Raw genomic sequence first — 16,918 nt, forward strand, 5'->3', positions numbered from 1 at the left:
TCCCCCAAACAATAAATTAACGCGTCCACTTACTAGAATTCATTGTAAATGAACTTGGCCTGGTTGATCCCACTGTACCCGTATAGGTAAACCAAAGCCAGCATGACAGCAAAATAAAATACTGTTAGCGCAATGAATTGAACCACCGGACGTTGAAACCAGCTTTTCAATTTTGCGAACATGCCTTCACCTCCTCAAATTATTCATCCCAATGGCGTTTATAAATCACCAATCATTAATTCACTAAATATTTTGTTGGCGGCAAATTCGATACTAGCCGAGCGACGCCGGTAATTGCTAAGTAGCACCACGCCACTGCGACCATCCGCCGAAACGTGGACGTCGGACTCATAACCGTAACCTAATCCGTGTGACCGAATCCCGTTACTGATGTTATAGACTCCACCGCCATATTCGCCAGTTGCGGTCCGCGTATGCAGAATCGCAACGTTAGCCTTCTTGATCAATTTGCCCTTTAAAATTGCACTTTCAACCTTGAATAGGTCGCCAGTCGACATATAAATTTGACCAGTACCAAGTTCATCATGCATTTGGGCCTTCGTCTCATGCACTTGGTGTTTATACTTAGGGACGATCTGCTTAGCCGACGCTTTGTACCCCGTCGTCGCATTAATTCCCATCCCGTTGACCACAAAGCCGGTGTGTTTCAGTCCCAGCTTATGAATAATCTGCTTATTAATAAAGTGTTGGTAAGATTGACCGGACACCTTGCGAATAATCCCAGCGAGTAAGACGTAGTTCGCCGCGGAATAATTGAAGATACCGACCTTCTGCTTACGATAAACCATGTGATCTAAAACGTAATTGACCGTTTGTGCTTCGGATAACGGCTTTTTAGATCCTTTTTTTAACCAGTAGCCGGTTGTCATATCTAACATCTGACGAATCGTCGTATCCCGACCATACTTGATGGTTGGGTAATACTTCGTTACCGGATCACTTAACTTCATCTTTCCCGCCTGAACCAGTTGCATAATGCCCACCGCGGTAATTGACTTTTGAATCGACAAGATTTGGTACTTAGAAGCTGGCGTATTCTTGACTGCCATTGCTTGATCAGCGTACCCAAATCCCTTTTGGTAAATCACCTGATCATTTTTGATCACCAGTGCCGTCCCAACAAAGTGACTCAGTTTCAGTGTCTTAGTAATTTGTTTTTTCGGCGACTTCGTATTCAAAAACGTTGTCCGGTTAACTTTACGACTCAGTTGCGAATTTTTCTTCGCAACTGCTTTGGCCGTTTTTTTCTTTTTACGTTGAATTTGCTCGGTCTTTACGGTACGTGCTTGGTGTCGAACAAACCACGTTCCGGCACCACCAAGCACTAACAGCCCAAGAACGATTACGATTAATCCTTTATTTGACTTCAAATTATTAACTTCCCCACTAGTCTAATTTATCACGGACTCTTTTTGATCCGCGTATAGCTTCACTGCGAGTACGCTAAGTTCAAGGATAATTCTAACAATCATCCTAGCAAATTCACAACTCCCATTCGAAAAGGATAAAAACCCTGCACGTCCGTTTTAATCACTGACATTATTGTAACGATTTTGTAACATAACCGTTAAACCATCCCCCACAAAGATTAGCTTTTCCTTTACCTCCTTGATTAATTCTAGCACTGGACCGCGTCCCAATTACAGCAGAACGAAACGGTTTGTCCCAAATCAAGCACTCTGAAAGGTTAGTTAATAAACGGTAACGACCACTTTCAGGTCCACACAACAAAAGGGGCCATTCAGCCGATTGGTGTCGGTTGGACGGTCCCTTTGATCAAATTTCATTTGTACAGTGCTGAAAAGGTTAAGAAAGCCTTAAACACCACGTAACTTATCGAAAAGTGAGCTCTTCCCATTACCAGCAACGGTTTTACCACTGGCTTTAGCAAAAGTCTTCAAAGCTTCTTTTTGTCCCTTATTCAGATGGGTCGGTGTTTCAATCGTGACGGTTACCCGCTCATCACCATTACCGTTACCACGTAATCGCGGTGCACCCTTTCCACGTAAGCGGAAAGTCGTGCCCGTTTGGGTACCGGCTGGAATCTTGAGTTTGACATCACCGTGCACGGTCTTGACCTCAACTTCGTCACCTAACGCAGCTTGCACAAAGTCGATTGGTAACTTGAAGTAGATCGTTGCGCCATCCCGTTCGAAGTCCTTGCTAGGCTCAACTCGGAAAATAATGAACAAGTCCCCGTAAGGACCCCCATTAGCCCCAGCTTCACCCTGGTTTTGAAGACGCATCTGCTGGCCTTCTTCAACCCCAGCGGGAACGGTAACCTTAATGGAATGACTCTGTTCAGTATGACCAGAACCACCACAGGTTGCACATTTTTCTTTGATTTCTTTCCCAGTCCCATGACAAACGTCACAAACTTGCTGACTCATCATGCGACCAAGGGGTGTATTCGTTTGAACTTGAATATACCCGCTCCCGTGACACTTAGAACACGTTACTGGTGAAGTCCCTGGCTTAGCACCAGAGCCACCACAAGTTTCACATTGTTCTTCACGGTTATAGGTAATATTAGTCTTCTTACCAAAGATGGCATCTTCGAATTCTAACGTCATCTCATATTGTAAGTCGCGTCCTTGTTGCGGCGCAGTCGGGTTAGGACGTCGGCCACCGCCGCCTCCGCCACCAAAAAACTGACTGAAGATGTCGTCGAAGCCACCGCCGCCGCCAAAACCACCAAAGTCTTGACCGCCAAAGCCGCCAGCGCCACCACCGAAACCTTGCTGCCCGCCAGCGGATCCAAATTGATCGTACTGGCTCCGTTTTTGCGGATCACCTAACGTTTCATACGCTTCATTGACAGCTTTAAACTTTTCTTCTGCACCGGGTTCGTGGTTCAAATCAGGATGATACTTCTTCGAAAGCTTGCGGTAAGCCTTTTTGATTTCATCCTGACTGGCGTCTTTTTCAACACCCAGAACCTTATATAAGTCTTGTTCTGCCATCGTAACCTCCTAATGATCCCTTTAAAGTCTCATTAATATTAGCATATTTAAAACAAAAAGGCCAAGACCGCGCGGCCCTGGCCTTTTTTGTTTACTCGGTATTACTTCTTATCCTTATCTTTATCTAAGTCTTCGAAGTCACCGTCAACCGTATTGTCATCGTCACTCTTACCTTGATCAGCAGCACCAGTAGCCTTGCCGTCAGCGCCAGCTTTTGCGCCTTCAGCTTGTTGGGTCTGTTGATAAAGTTTAACTGACAAGTCTTGCACGATCTTGTTCAAGTCGTCCTTCTTGGCCTTCATTTCGTCAACGTTGTTGTCATCTTGGGCCTTCTTCAAAGCGTCACGGGCATCTTGGGCCTTCTTGACTTCTTCATCAGAAACCTTACCCTTGAGTTCCTTCAACGTCTTGTCGGTTGTGAAGATCAATTGGTCAACTTCGTTCTTCAAGTCAACTTCTTCTTTACGCTTCTTGTCGGCGTCTTCGTTTTCTTTAGCTTCCTTGACCATTTGATCAATTTCATCGTCAGAAAGACCCGATGAACTCTTGATGGTAATCTTTTGTTCTTTGTTCGTGCCCATATCCTTAGCAGAAACGTTCACGATACCGTTCTTATCAATATCGAACTTAACTTCGATTTGAGGAACCCCACGGGGTGCAGCTGGAATGTCCGTTAATTGGAAACGACCCAGCGTCTTATTATCAGCAGCCATTGGACGTTCACCTTGTAAGACGTGAATATCTACGGCAGGTTGATTGTCCGCAGCAGTACTGAAGACTTGGGACTTGCTCGTTGGAATCGTCGTGTTCCGATCGATCAACTTAGTGAAGACCCCACCCATGGTTTCAATCCCAAGGGAAAGTGGCGTAACGTCAAGTAAAACAACGTCCTTAACGTCACCAGTAATGACACCACCTTGAACGGCAGCCCCTAAAGCAACGGCTTCGTCAGGGTTAATGGAGTGGTTTGATTCTTTGCCAGTCCACTTTTCAACGGCATCTTGAACAGCTGGAATCCGAGTAGACCCACCGTTTAAGATCACAACGTCCAAATCACTAGCAGATAACTTAGCATCCTTCAACGCGTTTTCAACAGGAATCCGAGTCTTTTCAACTAAGTCAGCCGTTAATTCATTAAACTTGGCACGAGTTAACGTGGTTTCCAAATGTAATGGGCCGTTTGCACCGGCAGAAATAAATGGCAAACTGATTTGAGCTTCAGAAACACCTGAAAGGTCCTTCTTAGCTTTTTCAGCAGCATCCTTTAACCGTTGTAAGGCCATCTTGTCTTGGGATAAGTCGACCCCGTTGTCAGCCTTGAAGCCAGCAACTAACCAGTCGATAATCTTTTGGTCAAAGTCATCACCACCAAGTTGCGTATCACCATTGGTTGATAATACTTCGAAGACACCGTCGCCTAATTCAAGGATGGAAACATCAAAGGTCCCACCACCAAGGTCATAGACTAAGATCTTTTCATCTTTGTCGGTTTTATCCAAACCATAAGCCAATGCAGCGGCAGTTGGTTCGTTGATAATCCGTTCAATGTTTAAGCCGGCAATCTTACCAGCATCCTTGGTTGCTTGCCGTTGTGCATCGTTAAAGTATGCTGGAACGGTTACAACAGCCTTTTCAACCGTGTCACCCAAGTAGTCTTCAGCAAAGCCCTTGATGTATTGTAAAATCATCGCGGAAATTTGTTGTGGCGTGTAATCCTTGCCATCAACGTTTACTTTGTAGCCCGCTTCACCCATGTGACGCTTAATTGATGAAACCGTGTTAGGGTTAGTGATTGCTTGCCGTTTGGCAACTTCACCAACTTGAGTTTCGCCATCTTTAAACGCAACGACTGATGGGACCGTCCGGCCACCTTCAGGAGTTGTGATAATTTTAGGTTCATTACCTTCGAGAACGGCAACTGCAGAGTTCGTCGTCCCGAGGTCAATACCGATAATTTTATTACTTGCCATAAATCAACAAACCTCTTTTTAATTTATTTTTATTTTTAATCATTTATTGTGCGACAACGACCATCGCTGCACGGAGCGTTCGGTCGTTGAAAAGGTAACCCTTTTGTAAGACTTGAACAACCGTATCAGCTGGATGATCCTTGTCAGCAGGTACTGTCTGAACAGCTTGGTGAATGTTTGGATCAAACTTCTCACCATCAGCCGGTACTTCGGTAACACTGTGTTTCTTCAAAGCGTCTTGTAAATGGCCATAGACCATTTCAACGCCCTTCTTCAACTGTTGTGCTGCCTCGTCGTCTGCCTGCGTCGATAATGCCCGTTCCAAGTTATCCAAAACGGGTAAAACATCTTTAGCTAACGATTGACCGTCATACTTGATCATTGCGGCTTGTTCCTTCTTGTTGCGGTTTTGCATATTCACAATTTCCGCTTGGGCACGAAGTAACTGGTCATCTTTTTGATCAAGCTGATCTTTCAAGCTTTGGATCTGTTCATCGCGTGGATCTTTGGCCGACTGTTTGTCCGCTGCACCTGCTGTTTCACTGGCAGTCGAAGTCGCAGCTTGACTAGCTTCACTAGTCGTACTGGTGGCCGTTGAAGTTGTATCTTCAGCTGCTTCAGCACTCTTTGTTTCTTTAGCCAATGCTTTCATCTCCCTGTCCGTCACTCATCAAAGTACCGGTAATAATCTAATAATTTGCGGGCAAGCTCCTGTTGGAACGCACCCATCAGTCCAATCATCCGCGAATACGGCATCGCTGTCGGACCCAAGATGGCAATCATCCCTTTACCGTGCTGATCAACGTCGTACGTCGCAGTAATTAAACTGTAATCCTTCAACAAATCGTTGGTGATCTCATTACCGATACGAACCTGAATGTGTTGACCAGGTGGCCCAATCACATTCGCTAAGTTGTCCGTTTGGTCAAGCAACGAGTACAATGACTGCAATTCTCGCGGATTCTGCTGGTTCGTATAGTTGAAAAGATTCAACTTACCACCAACGTAGAACCGTTCAGAGGCTGCCTTGGACAATACACTGCCAAAAATATCTAAGAACCCCTTAGGATCTTGCAAGTACTTCGCAAGCTTCAGCGGGATTTCCTTTTGCAATTTTCGCAGGACGTCTTGTAACGGCAGGCCAATCAATTGATCATCGATAAACCGAACAACGGGTTCGAGCTCATCACCAGATAAATCATTGGGAATCGTAAACGTCTGATTTTCAACGTCACCGTTATTTGTCACCAGGATTGCCATCACTTGATGGTTTCCAAGCGGCACGAGACGGAACCCACTCAACCGACTATCTTTTAACTCTGGTCGTAGCGTAAACGTCGTGTAACTAGTCAATTGTGACAAGATGTCGGCAGATTGCGCAACAATTTCGTCGATCTTATGGAATTCGCCACCCAACGAATGCTGGATGACTTTCAAATCTTGGCCGTCAACCTTTTCTGGTTTCAAAATATGGTCAACGTAGTACCGATACCCTTTAATAGATGGAATCCGACCTGATGATAGGTGCGTCTTAACGATCAACCCAAGGTCTTCAAGTCGTGCCATCTCATTACGGATGGTTGCGGAGCTGACCTTTACTGGCAACTCTTGCACCAGCGACTTGGATCCAACGGGATTACCGCCTTCGGTATAGTCACGAACAATGGCCTTTAAAATCAGGCTTTGTCGTTCAGTTAACGTGATCATCACCTCTTTTTAGCACTCTGTTAAGTTAAGTGCTAACACAGTTACTAATATAACAACCCTTCAGGCGAAAGTCAAGGAAGGGCAAAGTATTTTTTATATCCGTTGCCAACTACTTGAATCAGGTCTCAATCCCTTGCTAAACGGTGGTCTAGCCATGGTGATTTTGAAACAAGATTTAGCAAAACCAGCTGATACTTGGCACCTTTACCATGACCTTTTCCCTTTCACAACGTCTATATTAGCACTCTTATTATTAGAGTGCTAATAATAAACGCAAATCGTGCTAATTTTTTTACTCAAAACCGAAATTAAGCCAAATTAAAATAACAGTTCAGAAATCTGTTGAGTAAAATTTCTGAACCGTTATTTTTATACTACATATAGTCAAAAGGTCGTTTGCTTAACGTTCTGCCTTGTTAATGGCGTGGTCAATTGTTTCGTTATCAAATTCTTCTTGCAAGTAGGCCTCGTTATCAATTGGCAAATGAACTTGAAAATCAGCAAAATGCTGAATCTTCAATTCGGCTTGCTCAATTTCAAAACCTAATAAATGACCGCCTAATTGATGGTCCTGACTCAAAAAGTGTAAGTGGAACCCACCAACCGTGGCACCTTGAAAGAGCTGTGGCGCGTAATAGCCGACAATGGTCCCCTGAACGTGTTCACCACTAAATTCAGGCTGGGTCGCTGTTGCTTGAACCAACGTCTTATAAGGCGGCTGCTGTCTAGGTGCTACCCGCGTCTTAATGGTTTTAAACGTACCGTCGATCCGGATTGCAGCGAAAACGTTTCTTAACCGGTAATCACGGACAACTTGGGTCTCAAAGTCCGCCTGGTTCGTCGCTTCAATTGGCGCACTGATATCAGGCTTTTCAAAGTGGACCGATGCAAACGGTAAAGTCTCATCCGCCGCAATTTCTCGTACCTGACCATCCTCACGTGCTTGGTAGGCATGACCGTTGATGATAATTACTTCCCCGTTCAAACCATCAAGCGTCCCAATCCCAGTATCTCCATGGGTCAGCAATTCGCCGGCCGTAATCGTTCCGTCGAACAAACCGGGAACTAGCAATCCTAAAGTACCATGTTGAAAGATTTTATCCGTCGCTGCCATTATGCTTCCTCCGTTTTTGATTGCTTTTGTTGCTGCACCGCCGTTAACCGGGGCGTCACTACAAATGGGTGCGCCACGTAATAGTCACGCGTCTCCTGTTCGTCACGCTTCAACTGGTCGACCAATTCATCGGCGCTAGCAAACTTAACTTCCCCGCGCATCCGGTGTGCCCAGCGAACTGTCACCGTCTGGCCATAAATATCACCACTAAAATTAAGTAAGTTGATTTCAACCGTGATGGGCCGGTCATCGCCAAACGTCACGTTGCGCCCAACGGATGCCATGCCCATGACCCACTGATCGCCTACTTGGACCATCGTGACGTACGTCCCAATACCTGGTACCCGGGCATTGCTCCCGTGGGCAACGTTAGCCGTTGGAAAACCGAGGGTCCGGCCCCGAGCTTCCCCGTGAACCACTTCACCAGCCGTTTCGTACTGGTAACCGAGCAAGTCATTGGCTAAGTCAATGTCCCCCGCATCCAACGCCTTTCGAATCCGCGTTGAACTAATTTTTTGATCATCAAAAACCGCTTTTGGCACCTCGATGATGTCAAACCGGCCCTGCGCGTATTCACCCAAGTGTTGCATATTTGCAACATTCTTAGGGCCATACGTGTAGTCAAAACCGGCGACCACCGTCTGGACATGTAAGCCCACAATCAGTTGGTCAACAAACGTTTGGGGTGGTAACGCCCCAACGACACGGTCAAAGTGCAACACATAAAGGATATCAACGCCCATTTCGGCCATTAACGTCGCTTTTTGATCCACTGTTGTCAAATACCGCACGTGTTGCGGATCCGCATTTCCAAAGACGACGGACGGGTGTTGATCAAACGTCATCACGGCCAGTTGCGCCCGCTTTGCACGTGCTGCTCTTCTAGCAGTCGCGACGACTTGTTGATGGCCCTGGTGTACCCCGTCAAAAAAGCCAAGGGCAAGTACGCTTGGACCAGCGGGGATTTGATTGAAATCCACCGGGTACTGTAAATTAATCACTTGCATGAAAAAAGGACTCCTTAATTGACCGCAAACATTTTAAACGGCTTGTACCGCTGTTCATCTGGTCGATAACTATATAGACATTTTAGGCTGTCTTGATAAATCAACGCAACCATTGGGCTCGCATCTGGCGCTGTTATTTGTAAATCTTGCGCCGTCAGCCACACCCCGTTTTTCACTTTAGACCACAGCTCATCTTCAATGATGATCCGAGGATACTGACTGAGTGCCTTATCGATTGGTGATAGCAACTCGTCTTCCGTTCCTTCGGCGACCCGCTCAGCGATTTGTTCAAAGGTCACCGTTTCGTCCAGCGTAAAGCCACCACTCTTCAGACGCGTCAGATCACTCATGACGGCTGGGACGCCTAAAGCTTTCCCAGCGTCAACGGCGAGCGTCCGCACATAGGTCCCCTTGCTACAAGCGACCGTAAAGTAGATGGTCTGGGTCTGCTTTTCCGCATCGTACGTTGCTGGTTGCCGTTGTTCAAAACTCGTGATGGTAATGTGGCGAACGGGCCGTTCCACGGTTTCACCATGACGTGCGTAATCGTAGAGCCGCCGACCGTTGACCTTCACCGCTGAAAACATGGGTGGGATCTGGGTCAGTTCACCGGTCATCTGCTGGAGCACGGCGTCGATCTGTTCAGTCGTAAACGGCGTTGTAATGGCTTTACGGTCAATCTCATCACCATCAAGATCCTCGGTCGTCGTTGCGAATCCAAGGGTAATGCTTCCTTGATATTGTTTTCCTGAAGCCACTAAGAACTGCACGGCCTTGGTAGCGTTGCCAATACAAATTGGTAAAACACCATCGACATTAGGATCCAAGGTACCCGAATGACCAACCTTACGCGTTTGGTATAATTTTCTGATTTTAGCCACGCAGTCAAAACTAGTTAGACCACGAGGCTTATATAGCGGTAAAATTCCGTTTGGCATAATTTTGACTGCTCCTCATTTTAAAATAACTTTTCTCAGTATACCACACTGCGAAAACGCACAAAAAGCCATCACCGTAAATGATGACAGCTTTCTGACTAACTAATTTGCGCCCGCCGAGTCTGAATACCTTCAATCACATCAGCCAACGTTTGGTGCGCCATTTCTGCTTCCGCTGCGGCCTGAATCCGGTCGTAAAGACTATCCAACGTTTGCTGAATGTTGGCACCAACCGGACAGTCCATGTTCGTCCGTGGGTCTACGTGTAACAGATCATGATTAGTTTCAACGGCTTTAAAGACGTCTTGTACGGTAATTTCATCGGCAGGTTTAGCTAACCGTGGGCGGGCCGATCCAGTTTGACTGATCAACAATCCCGCACGTTTCAAATCGGCCATTAGTCGCCGAACAACGCTAGCATTGGCTTCAATACTAGCTGCAATATCATTACTAGTGATCTTTTGATCATCAATAATTGCAACGTACGCCAAAACGTGAATGGCATCGCTCAATTTATAAGAATACTTCATGCAACTAGCCCCCCTTGTATACCATACCATCTTAATCTTTATTCATTGTACCCGAAGATGCCGTTGACAGCTAATCATAAGTTACCGCGCTAAGATTTCCTTAATTGCCGTTTCGATTGGGGTTAATGGGTGGCCCAAGACCGTTGCTAAGTCGTCAGAGCTGACATTTAGTTCATTATCGGCCATCATCGTTTGCATACCACCTAGCACTGACGCCAAGTTAGCATCCATGCCACCAGCAATCAGGGCTTGTTGATACTCAGCAGGACTCACTGCTTTGAACTGGAAGTCGTCGCGTCCCGTTGCCCGCTTGATTGCTTGGGCTAAGTCCGCGTAAGAGCGTGGTTGCCCACCAAATTCGTAGACCGCCTTTGGATCTGCCAACAATAGGACCTTAGCCGCAGCAACGGCGTATTCCCGTTCCAATGCAAAGCTGATTTTGCCATCGCCAGCTGCGTAAATGGCATCTTTTCCAGCGGCACCAGCTTGTAAGTAAGACGTTTCATTTTCCAAGTACCAAGCGTTACGCAAGAATGAGTAGGCCATCCCACTATCCTTGATCAGCTTCTCAGTAAAAACATGATCCGTGGATAACGCAGACTTGGCCGTATCCGCTTTGGCAAAACTCGTATACGCAATGTAACCAACGCCAGCTGCCTTGGCAGCCGTAACGACGTTTTGATGCTGCTGTTCCCGTGAAACGGCGCCACCTGGTACCGAAGAAATAAATAGGAAGCGGTCGACCCCGGCCAGTGCCTGTTCTAAGGCAGGTTCATCCGTGTAATCGGCTTGGCGAACCGTGATCGTGGTTGGGAGAACTTTTGCTGCTTTTTCAGGGTTCCGAACAATTGCAATGACGTCGGACGGTGCGACCGTCTTCAAAAGTTCTTTGATGACGATTTGACCAAAATGACCAGTTGCTGCTGAAATTGCGTATTTCATAATTAAATGTCTTCTTTCTTTTAAACCGTTATTTGTTGTTTTATTAAGCACAGGTATTATCATAACCAGTTGTTACTTTATTGTCAACAGTTAAGTCTGCCAACTGCCACTAGAATCTAAAAAAAGCCGCCACGAAATTCGTGGCGGCTTAAGATCATCAGGCTAATCCTGACGTTTTAAATTATTGATTAGTTCGTCGATTCGACTCCCATATTGAACAGAATGGTCCCGTTCAAAAATGAGTTCTGGTGTTTTATAGATGCTCAGCCGGGAACCTAATTCACTCCGAATTAGGCCCTTTGCCTTTTCCAGGCCAGCTGCCGTCTTTTCACCATCCGACGCTTTGTCAGATAAAATACTGTAGTAAATGGTGGCTTGCTGTAAATCACCCGTTACGGTCACACCAGTAATGGTGAGTCCCGCAACCCGGGGATCACGGACACGCTTTAACAAAATATCATCGACTTCGCGTTGAATTTCTTGTTCTAGCCGACCAACTCGATAATGTTGTGCCATCTAGTTTACCTCCCAATTAAGGTGCTTATTCAATCGGAACTTCCTTCATGACATAAGCTTCAATTACATCGTTCACTTTAATGTCGTTGTAGTCTTCAATCCGTAATCCAAGTTCAAAGCCTTGTTTAACTTCTTTAACGTCATCCTTGAAACGACGTAGACTAGCTAACTTACCATCGTAGATAACGACGCCGTCACGGATAACCCGAACACCAGATTCGCGGTGGATGACACCATCAGTGACCATCCCACCACCGATCGTACCAATCTTCGAAACCTTGTAGATTTCACGAATTTCGGCTTGACCAGTAATCTTTTCTTCGTATTTAGGTTCAAGCATCCCCTTCATCGCGCTTTCGATTTCATCGATTGCGTTGTAGATGACTTGATGCAAACGAATGTCCACGTCATCAGTGTCAGCTTGTGACTTAGCCTGTGGCGTCGGTCGAACGTTAAACCCGATGATAATGGCATTACTTGCTTCTGCCAAGGCAACATCACTTTCGTTAATGGCCCCAACGGCAGTATGGATAATGTTAACCCGAACGCCCTTAACTTCGATCTTACGTAAACTCCCAGCTAACGCTTCAACGGAACCTTGAACGTCGGCCTTGATGATAACGTCGACTTCCTTCAATTCACCCTGTTTCATTGAATCAAACAGGTTATCAAGCGTCACGTGGTTCGTCTGTTTCCGTTCATCCATTAAGGCTTGCTTAGCACGTTGTTCACCAGCATCACGAGCGGTCTTTTCGTCGTCAAAGACTACGAACCGATCCCCAGCATCTGGCACATCACTTAACCCAGTAATTTCAATTGGGGTTGATGGAACGGCTTCCTTAATTCGTTTTCCATGATCATTAGTCATGGTCCGAACTTTACCGTAAGTATTCCCAACAACAATTGGGTCACCAACGTGCATCGTTCCTTGTTGAACTAACAAGGTTGCCGTTGAACCCTTACCACGATCCAAACTAGCTTCCAGGACAGACCCAGCAGCGTTTTGCTTAGGGTTAGCCTTTAATTCCAGCACTTCGGCTTGTAATAGGATCATATCCAATAATTCATCTAAGTTCTTACCAAACTTAGCCGAAATCTGGACGAAGATCGTATCGCCACCCCAGTCTTCAGGAATTAAACCGTATTCGGTTAATTGTTCCATCACATGGTTCGGGTTAGCACCTGGCTTATCAATCTTGTTAACAGCGACGATAATTGGTACCTTAGCCGCCTTCGCATGGTTGATAGCTTCGATTGTTTGTGGCATCACACCGTCATCAGCCGCAACAACTAACACGGTAATATCAGTGATATCAGCACCACGCGCCCGCATTTCAGTGAAGGCCGCATGTCCTGGTGTATCCAAGAAAGTAATCGTCTTGCCATCGTGCTTAACTTGGTAAGCACCGATTGCTTGCGTGATCCCACCGGCTTCGCCCGCAGTTACGTGCGTATGACGTAACTTATCAAGCAGCGTCGTCTTACCATGGTCAACGTGACCCATGACGGTAACAACTGGTGCCCGGGTTTCCAAGTTTTCAGTGTTCTTGTTTTCATCATCGAAAAACTTATCCAAGTCGGTAACGTCAACTTGAACCTTTTCTTGGGCATCGATACCATAATCAGCCGCTAAGACTTCAATGGTTTCTTTATCCAATGATTGGTTTTGGTTAACAGCAACGCCTAACATGAACAACTTCTTGATAATTTCAGCTGGTTCACGGTGCAAAATCTTACCCAGATCCTGCGCGTTCATACCAACCGTGTAAACCAACGTTTCTGGTAACGGCTTATCCTTACGAACAGAAACGGGCTTGTTGCTAACTTGGCGAATCCGTTGGTTCTTATTGTTACGACCACGATTATTGCGGTTATTACGCCGACGATTATTGTTGTTACCACGGTAACGACTACCGCCACCGTTGTTATTGTTGCTGCCTAAACCGCCACCAAACCGGCCGCTTCCGTTACGTGAACTGTTCGTTGTCGAACTGCTCCGGTTATTACTGTTACCGTTGCTTGAACGATTTTGTGAACTATTCGAACGGTTTTGACCATTGTTAGAATGGTTCTGACTGTTGTTGGACCGATTTTGACCATTGTTGGAATGGTTCTGGCTATTATTAGACCGATTTTGGCCATTGTTTGACCGATTCTGACTGTTGTTAGAACGGTTCTGGCTGTTATTGGACCGGTTGCTGTTATTACTATTTGGTCGGCTCGTATTGCTACTCCGGTTTGTGTTGTTACTAGTACTCCGGGTGCTATTGGTCGTCCGGCTACTACCGTTACTAGAACGATTCGTATTGTTGGAACGACTTTGACTATTGTTCGACCGACTCTGATTATTGTTATTATTACGATTATTATTCAAAGAATCACCACTCTGTTGATGACGCGAGTTGGATTGCTGCTGATTAGCAGTTCGTGTCACAGTTTTCGCTGCGCTAGGCGCAACGCGGCCAGTGTTACTAGCCGTTGTAGCTTTAGGATTAGGATGGGTGGCGCCCGAAGTAGCACCCTTTAATTGGCTTGCTTCGGTGTCACCGAGTGTCGACATATGATTTTTGACGGAGAATCCCAACTGTTGCGCTTGCGCGATCAACTGTTTACTCGGGACGTTGAGCTCCTTCGCTAATTCATAAATTCGCTTTTTCCCCATATCTTCACCCTCCTTTACTTTGTCATGATCGCGACCATTTTTCTGGCGAATCCCCGATCGGTAATTGCAATTACCGTCCGTTGATTGCCTGATGCGGCACTTAATTCCGCTTTAGTAAAGGTATCGATCACTGGAACATCATAAGATTGGGCCTTATCATGGAACTTCTTGGCAGTCGTGGGACCGGCATCACTCGCGATGAACACGAGTTTGGCCGATTGGTTACGGATTGCGGCCAAGGTCAGCCCTTCACCGGCAATCTGTTTTCTGGCACGCCGCGATAGGCCCAGCAGGTTTAAACAAGCTTGATTAGGCGTCATTACCGAAGAGTTCCTTTCGGGCTTGTTGATGATCAACGTAAGCCACTAACTCGTCGTAAAAGTCCGCGCCAACCTTAATTCCAAAGGCCTTATCAAAGGTCTTCTCTTTTTGGGCACGCTTGGCAACTTTCACGTCAAGGGCAATGTAGGCACCCCGTCCCGGCTTCTTACCGGTAGCGTCAACGGATACCTCATCTTGCTTGTTCTTAACAACCCGGACTAAGTCTTTCTTGGGATGCATCTCACCCGTTACGATGTCCTTGCGTAACGGCACTTTTCTTTTTTTCATATCCCAGACCTCCTTTAGTTACTTTGCTTACTTATTCGGCGTCATCTGCAGAAGTTGGTTCGTCTGCTTCAGACGTTGCTTCAGCATCAGCCACGTCACTATCAACGTCGTCGCTGACTTCTGAGTCCGTTGTTTCATCATCGACGGGGGCTTCATTTCCCGTTTCAGCTTGTGCGACGTTCTCAGGGTTTGCTTCCATTATATCAGATGCTTCGGTTTCAGATTTAATATCAATCTTAAAACCAGTCAATTTCGCAGCTAAACGCGCATTTTGTCCCCGCTTACCAATCGCTAATGATAATTGGTAATCTGGCACAACCACGGTACAACCGCGTTCGTTTTCAGGATCAAAGATAACATCCAAAACTTCAGCTGGGTTTAACGCGTTAGCGATAAAGACGGCCGTGTCATCAGTCCATTCCACGATGTCCATATTTTCGCCGTGTAATTCGTTAACGATCGTTTGGACCCGTTGTCCCTTAGGACCCACACAGGTTCCGACTGGGTCAACGTTAGGGTTATTTGAACGAACAGCTACCTTAGCACGGTCCCCAGCCTCACGAGCAATCGATACAATTTCAACGATGCCATCGAAGATTTCAGGAACTTCTTGTTCAAATAATCGTTTCAATAAGTCTGGTGCGGTCCGTGAGACAAATACTTGGGGTCCCTTAGTCGCATTTTCAACTTTAGAAACGTAAACCTTGATTTTGTCGTGAATTCGGTAAGTTTCACCGGGTAATTGGTCAGAACGACCCATAACCGCTTCAACTTTTCCTAAACTAACGTAAACAAACCGGTTATCTTGACGTTCAACTTCACCCGTGACGATTTCATTTTCGTACTGGCTGTATTCGTCATAGATGATGCCACGTTCCGCTTCACGAACCCGTTGCATAATAACTTGTTTAGCTGTTTGAGCTGCAATCCGACCGAAATTTTTAGGTGTGACTTCAAAACGAATGTCGTCGCCAATTTCGTAAGCCTTGTTAATGGCTAATGCATCTTGCAAACTAACTTCTAGACGGGAGTCAAAGACGTCTTCAACAACTTCTTTAACTGCATAAACATGAATATTACCCTTAACTTGATCAAAGTCAACTTCAACGTTTTGCGCTTGGCCATAGTTACGCTTGTAGGCAGAAACTAACGCTGCTTCCAAAGCATCGATAACAACTTCTTTTTTGATGCCTTTTTCTGATTCAAGGGTGTCTAAAGCCCCTAATAATTCCTTACTCATAAGTAAACTCCTTCATCAATTTAGAACTTCACCGCTAAGCGAGCTTGTGAGATCTGCTTCCGGTCAATCGTAACAGTCTTGTGACGCGTCTTATCCAAATAGTCCAACGTCAAGGTATCCGGGGTAACTTCTTTTAAGTCACCTTCGAACACTTTTTTACCGTCTTGTTTTTGATACAAGCCGATGTGGACGTACTTGCCGACAGCATTTTGATAGTCGGCTTCTTTTTTTAATGGCCGTTCCGCGCCAGGTGACGACACTTCTAAGAAGTAGGCTTGGGGGATTGGGTCCGGATCCATCGTATCTAACTTTTCACTTAATTCATCACTAACCATCGCACATTCTTCAATATTAATGCCGCCTGGTTTATCGATATAAATCCGCAGGTACCAGCTCTGGCCCTCCCGGACAAATTCTACATCAACGAGTTCAAATTGATGAGCAGTGACGATCGTATTTGCGATCGGCTGAATCGTCTCAACAACATTATTGCTCACGATTGCGCCTCCTATTCAGATTAGTCCAATAAAAAGAGTGAGCATCGCTGCTCACTCGTTAACGAGTTTTAAATTACACTCATATACTATCATAATTATGATGAAACCGCAACTCTACGCCGTTTATACGCAATATTTTAGCGACTATTGGGGCTTAAACACCACCCTGATACTGGCATTTTAATGAGAATTATCCGCAAAA

At 45.8% G+C, this 16,918-nt stretch carries 17 protein-coding genes; all 17 read right to left on the reverse strand.

What is annotated here, in order from left to right; genetic code table 11:
- Positions 1-32: 32 nt before the first annotated feature.
- A complete protein-coding gene (locus IV64_RS10920) occupies positions 33-182 on the reverse strand; it encodes a teichoic acid D-Ala incorporation-associated protein DltX (RefSeq protein WP_003640708.1) in 150 nt (49 codons plus the stop codon).
- Between the two features lie 36 nt (positions 183-218).
- Positions 219-1,391, reverse strand: coding sequence for a serine hydrolase domain-containing protein (locus tag IV64_RS10925; protein WP_057707275.1), 1,173 nt, complete (start codon positions 1,389-1,391; stop codon positions 219-221).
- 447 nt (positions 1,392-1,838) lie between these two features.
- Positions 1,839-2,984 carry a molecular chaperone DnaJ gene (dnaJ, locus tag IV64_RS10930; protein ID WP_057707276.1) on the reverse strand — a complete coding sequence of 382 codons (1,146 nt, stop codon included), beginning with the start codon at positions 2,982-2,984 and terminating at the stop codon, positions 1,839-1,841.
- Between the two features lie 101 nt (positions 2,985-3,085).
- Complete coding sequence (gene dnaK, locus IV64_RS10935; RefSeq protein ID WP_057707277.1) at positions 3,086-4,954, reverse strand: molecular chaperone DnaK; 1,869 nt, start codon at positions 4,952-4,954, stop codon at positions 3,086-3,088.
- A gap of 43 nt (positions 4,955-4,997) precedes the next feature.
- Positions 4,998-5,606 carry a nucleotide exchange factor GrpE gene (grpE, locus tag IV64_RS10940; RefSeq protein ID WP_083491647.1) on the reverse strand — a complete coding sequence of 203 codons (609 nt, stop codon included), beginning with the start codon at positions 5,604-5,606 and terminating at the stop codon, positions 4,998-5,000.
- Positions 5,607-5,617: 11 nt separating this feature from the next.
- Complete coding sequence (gene hrcA / locus IV64_RS10945; RefSeq protein WP_057707279.1) at positions 5,618-6,661, reverse strand: heat-inducible transcriptional repressor HrcA; 1,044 nt, start codon at positions 6,659-6,661, stop codon at positions 5,618-5,620.
- A 400-nt stretch (positions 6,662-7,061) separates the two neighbouring features.
- The gene (gene budA / locus IV64_RS10950) at positions 7,062-7,775 is read right to left on the reverse strand and encodes an acetolactate decarboxylase (RefSeq protein ID WP_057707280.1); all 714 of its coding nucleotides are present in this window, start codon (positions 7,773-7,775) and stop codon (positions 7,062-7,064) included.
- Positions 7,775-8,782, reverse strand: coding sequence for a riboflavin biosynthesis protein RibF (ribF, locus tag IV64_RS10955; protein ID WP_057707281.1), 1,008 nt, complete (start codon positions 8,780-8,782; stop codon positions 7,775-7,777). The genes budA and ribF overlap by 1 nt, the downstream gene beginning before the upstream one ends.
- A 14-nt stretch (positions 8,783-8,796) precedes the next feature.
- Positions 8,797-9,720, reverse strand: coding sequence for a tRNA pseudouridine(55) synthase TruB (truB, locus tag IV64_RS10960; protein WP_057707282.1), 924 nt, complete (start codon positions 9,718-9,720; stop codon positions 8,797-8,799).
- A gap of 98 nt (positions 9,721-9,818) precedes the next feature.
- Positions 9,819-10,250 carry an Rrf2 family transcriptional regulator gene (locus IV64_RS10965; protein ID WP_057707283.1) on the reverse strand — a complete coding sequence of 144 codons (432 nt, stop codon included), beginning with the start codon at positions 10,248-10,250 and terminating at the stop codon, positions 9,819-9,821.
- 81 nt (positions 10,251-10,331) lie between these two features.
- Complete coding sequence (locus tag IV64_RS10970) at positions 10,332-11,192, reverse strand: NAD(P)H-binding protein (RefSeq protein ID WP_057707284.1); 861 nt, start codon at positions 11,190-11,192, stop codon at positions 10,332-10,334.
- Positions 11,193-11,354: 162 nt separating this feature from the next.
- Positions 11,355-11,708: a 30S ribosome-binding factor RbfA gene (rbfA, locus tag IV64_RS10975; RefSeq protein ID WP_057707285.1), complete on the reverse strand. Its 354-nt coding sequence runs from the start codon at positions 11,706-11,708 to the stop codon at positions 11,355-11,357.
- Positions 11,709-11,733: 25 nt separating this feature from the next.
- Positions 11,734-14,370 carry a translation initiation factor IF-2 gene (infB, locus tag IV64_RS10980; RefSeq protein ID WP_057707286.1) on the reverse strand — a complete coding sequence of 879 codons (2,637 nt, stop codon included), beginning with the start codon at positions 14,368-14,370 and terminating at the stop codon, positions 11,734-11,736.
- Positions 14,371-14,384: 14 nt separating this feature from the next.
- A complete protein-coding gene (locus tag IV64_RS10985) occupies positions 14,385-14,690 on the reverse strand; it encodes a L7Ae/L30e/S12e/Gadd45 family ribosomal protein (RefSeq protein ID WP_057707287.1) in 306 nt (101 codons plus the stop codon).
- Complete coding sequence (gene rnpM, locus IV64_RS10990; RefSeq protein ID WP_057707288.1) at positions 14,680-14,979, reverse strand: RNase P modulator RnpM; 300 nt, start codon at positions 14,977-14,979, stop codon at positions 14,680-14,682. Before rnpM ends, IV64_RS10985 begins: the two co-directional genes overlap by 11 nt.
- Before the next feature lie 31 nt (positions 14,980-15,010).
- Positions 15,011-16,219 (reverse strand): transcription termination factor NusA, encoded by a 1,209-nt coding sequence (gene nusA / locus IV64_RS10995; RefSeq protein WP_057707289.1) that lies wholly within the window; start codon positions 16,217-16,219, stop codon positions 15,011-15,013.
- A 20-nt stretch (positions 16,220-16,239) separates the two neighbouring features.
- Positions 16,240-16,716 (reverse strand): ribosome maturation factor RimP, encoded by a 477-nt coding sequence (gene rimP / locus IV64_RS11000; protein WP_057707290.1) that lies wholly within the window; start codon positions 16,714-16,716, stop codon positions 16,240-16,242.
- Between the last annotated feature and the right edge of the window lie 202 nt (positions 16,717-16,918).

The organism is Lactiplantibacillus xiangfangensis, assembly GCF_001438845.1.
Lineage (GTDB): Bacteria > Bacillota > Bacilli > Lactobacillales > Lactobacillaceae > Lactiplantibacillus > Lactiplantibacillus xiangfangensis.

Coding starts and splice junctions, on each gene's coding strand:
- IV64_RS10920 (WP_003640708.1), bottom strand. CDS start 182: ATGTTCGCAAAATTGAAAAGCTGGTTTCAACGTCCGGTGGTTCAATTC.
- dnaJ (WP_057707276.1), bottom strand. CDS start 2,984: ATGGCAGAACAAGACTTATATAAGGTTCTGGGTGTTGAAAAAGACGCC.
- dnaK (WP_057707277.1), bottom strand. CDS start 4,954: ATGGCAAGTAATAAAATTATCGGTATTGACCTCGGGACGACGAACTCT.
- grpE (WP_083491647.1), bottom strand. CDS start 5,606: ATGAAAGCATTGGCTAAAGAAACAAAGAGTGCTGAAGCAGCTGAAGAT.
- hrcA (WP_057707279.1), bottom strand. CDS start 6,661: ATGATCACGTTAACTGAACGACAAAGCCTGATTTTAAAGGCCATTGTT.
- budA (WP_057707280.1), bottom strand. CDS start 7,775: ATGGCAGCGACGGATAAAATCTTTCAACATGGTACTTTAGGATTGCTA.
- ribF (WP_057707281.1), bottom strand. CDS start 8,782: ATGCAAGTGATTAATTTACAGTACCCGGTGGATTTCAATCAAATCCCC.
- truB (WP_057707282.1), bottom strand. CDS start 9,720: ATGCCAAACGGAATTTTACCGCTATATAAGCCTCGTGGTCTAACTAGT.
- IV64_RS10965 (WP_057707283.1), bottom strand. CDS start 10,250: ATGAAGTATTCTTATAAATTGAGCGATGCCATTCACGTTTTGGCGTAC.
- IV64_RS10970 (WP_057707284.1), bottom strand. CDS start 11,192: ATGAAATACGCAATTTCAGCAGCAACTGGTCATTTTGGTCAAATCGTC.
- rbfA (WP_057707285.1), bottom strand. CDS start 11,708: ATGGCACAACATTATCGAGTTGGTCGGCTAGAACAAGAAATTCAACGC.
- infB (WP_057707286.1), bottom strand. CDS start 14,370: ATGGGGAAAAAGCGAATTTATGAATTAGCGAAGGAGCTCAACGTCCCG.
- IV64_RS10985 (WP_057707287.1), bottom strand. CDS start 14,690: ATGACGCCTAATCAAGCTTGTTTAAACCTGCTGGGCCTATCGCGGCGT.
- rnpM (WP_057707288.1), bottom strand. CDS start 14,979: ATGAAAAAAAGAAAAGTGCCGTTACGCAAGGACATCGTAACGGGTGAG.
- nusA (WP_057707289.1), bottom strand. CDS start 16,219: ATGAGTAAGGAATTATTAGGGGCTTTAGACACCCTTGAATCAGAAAAA.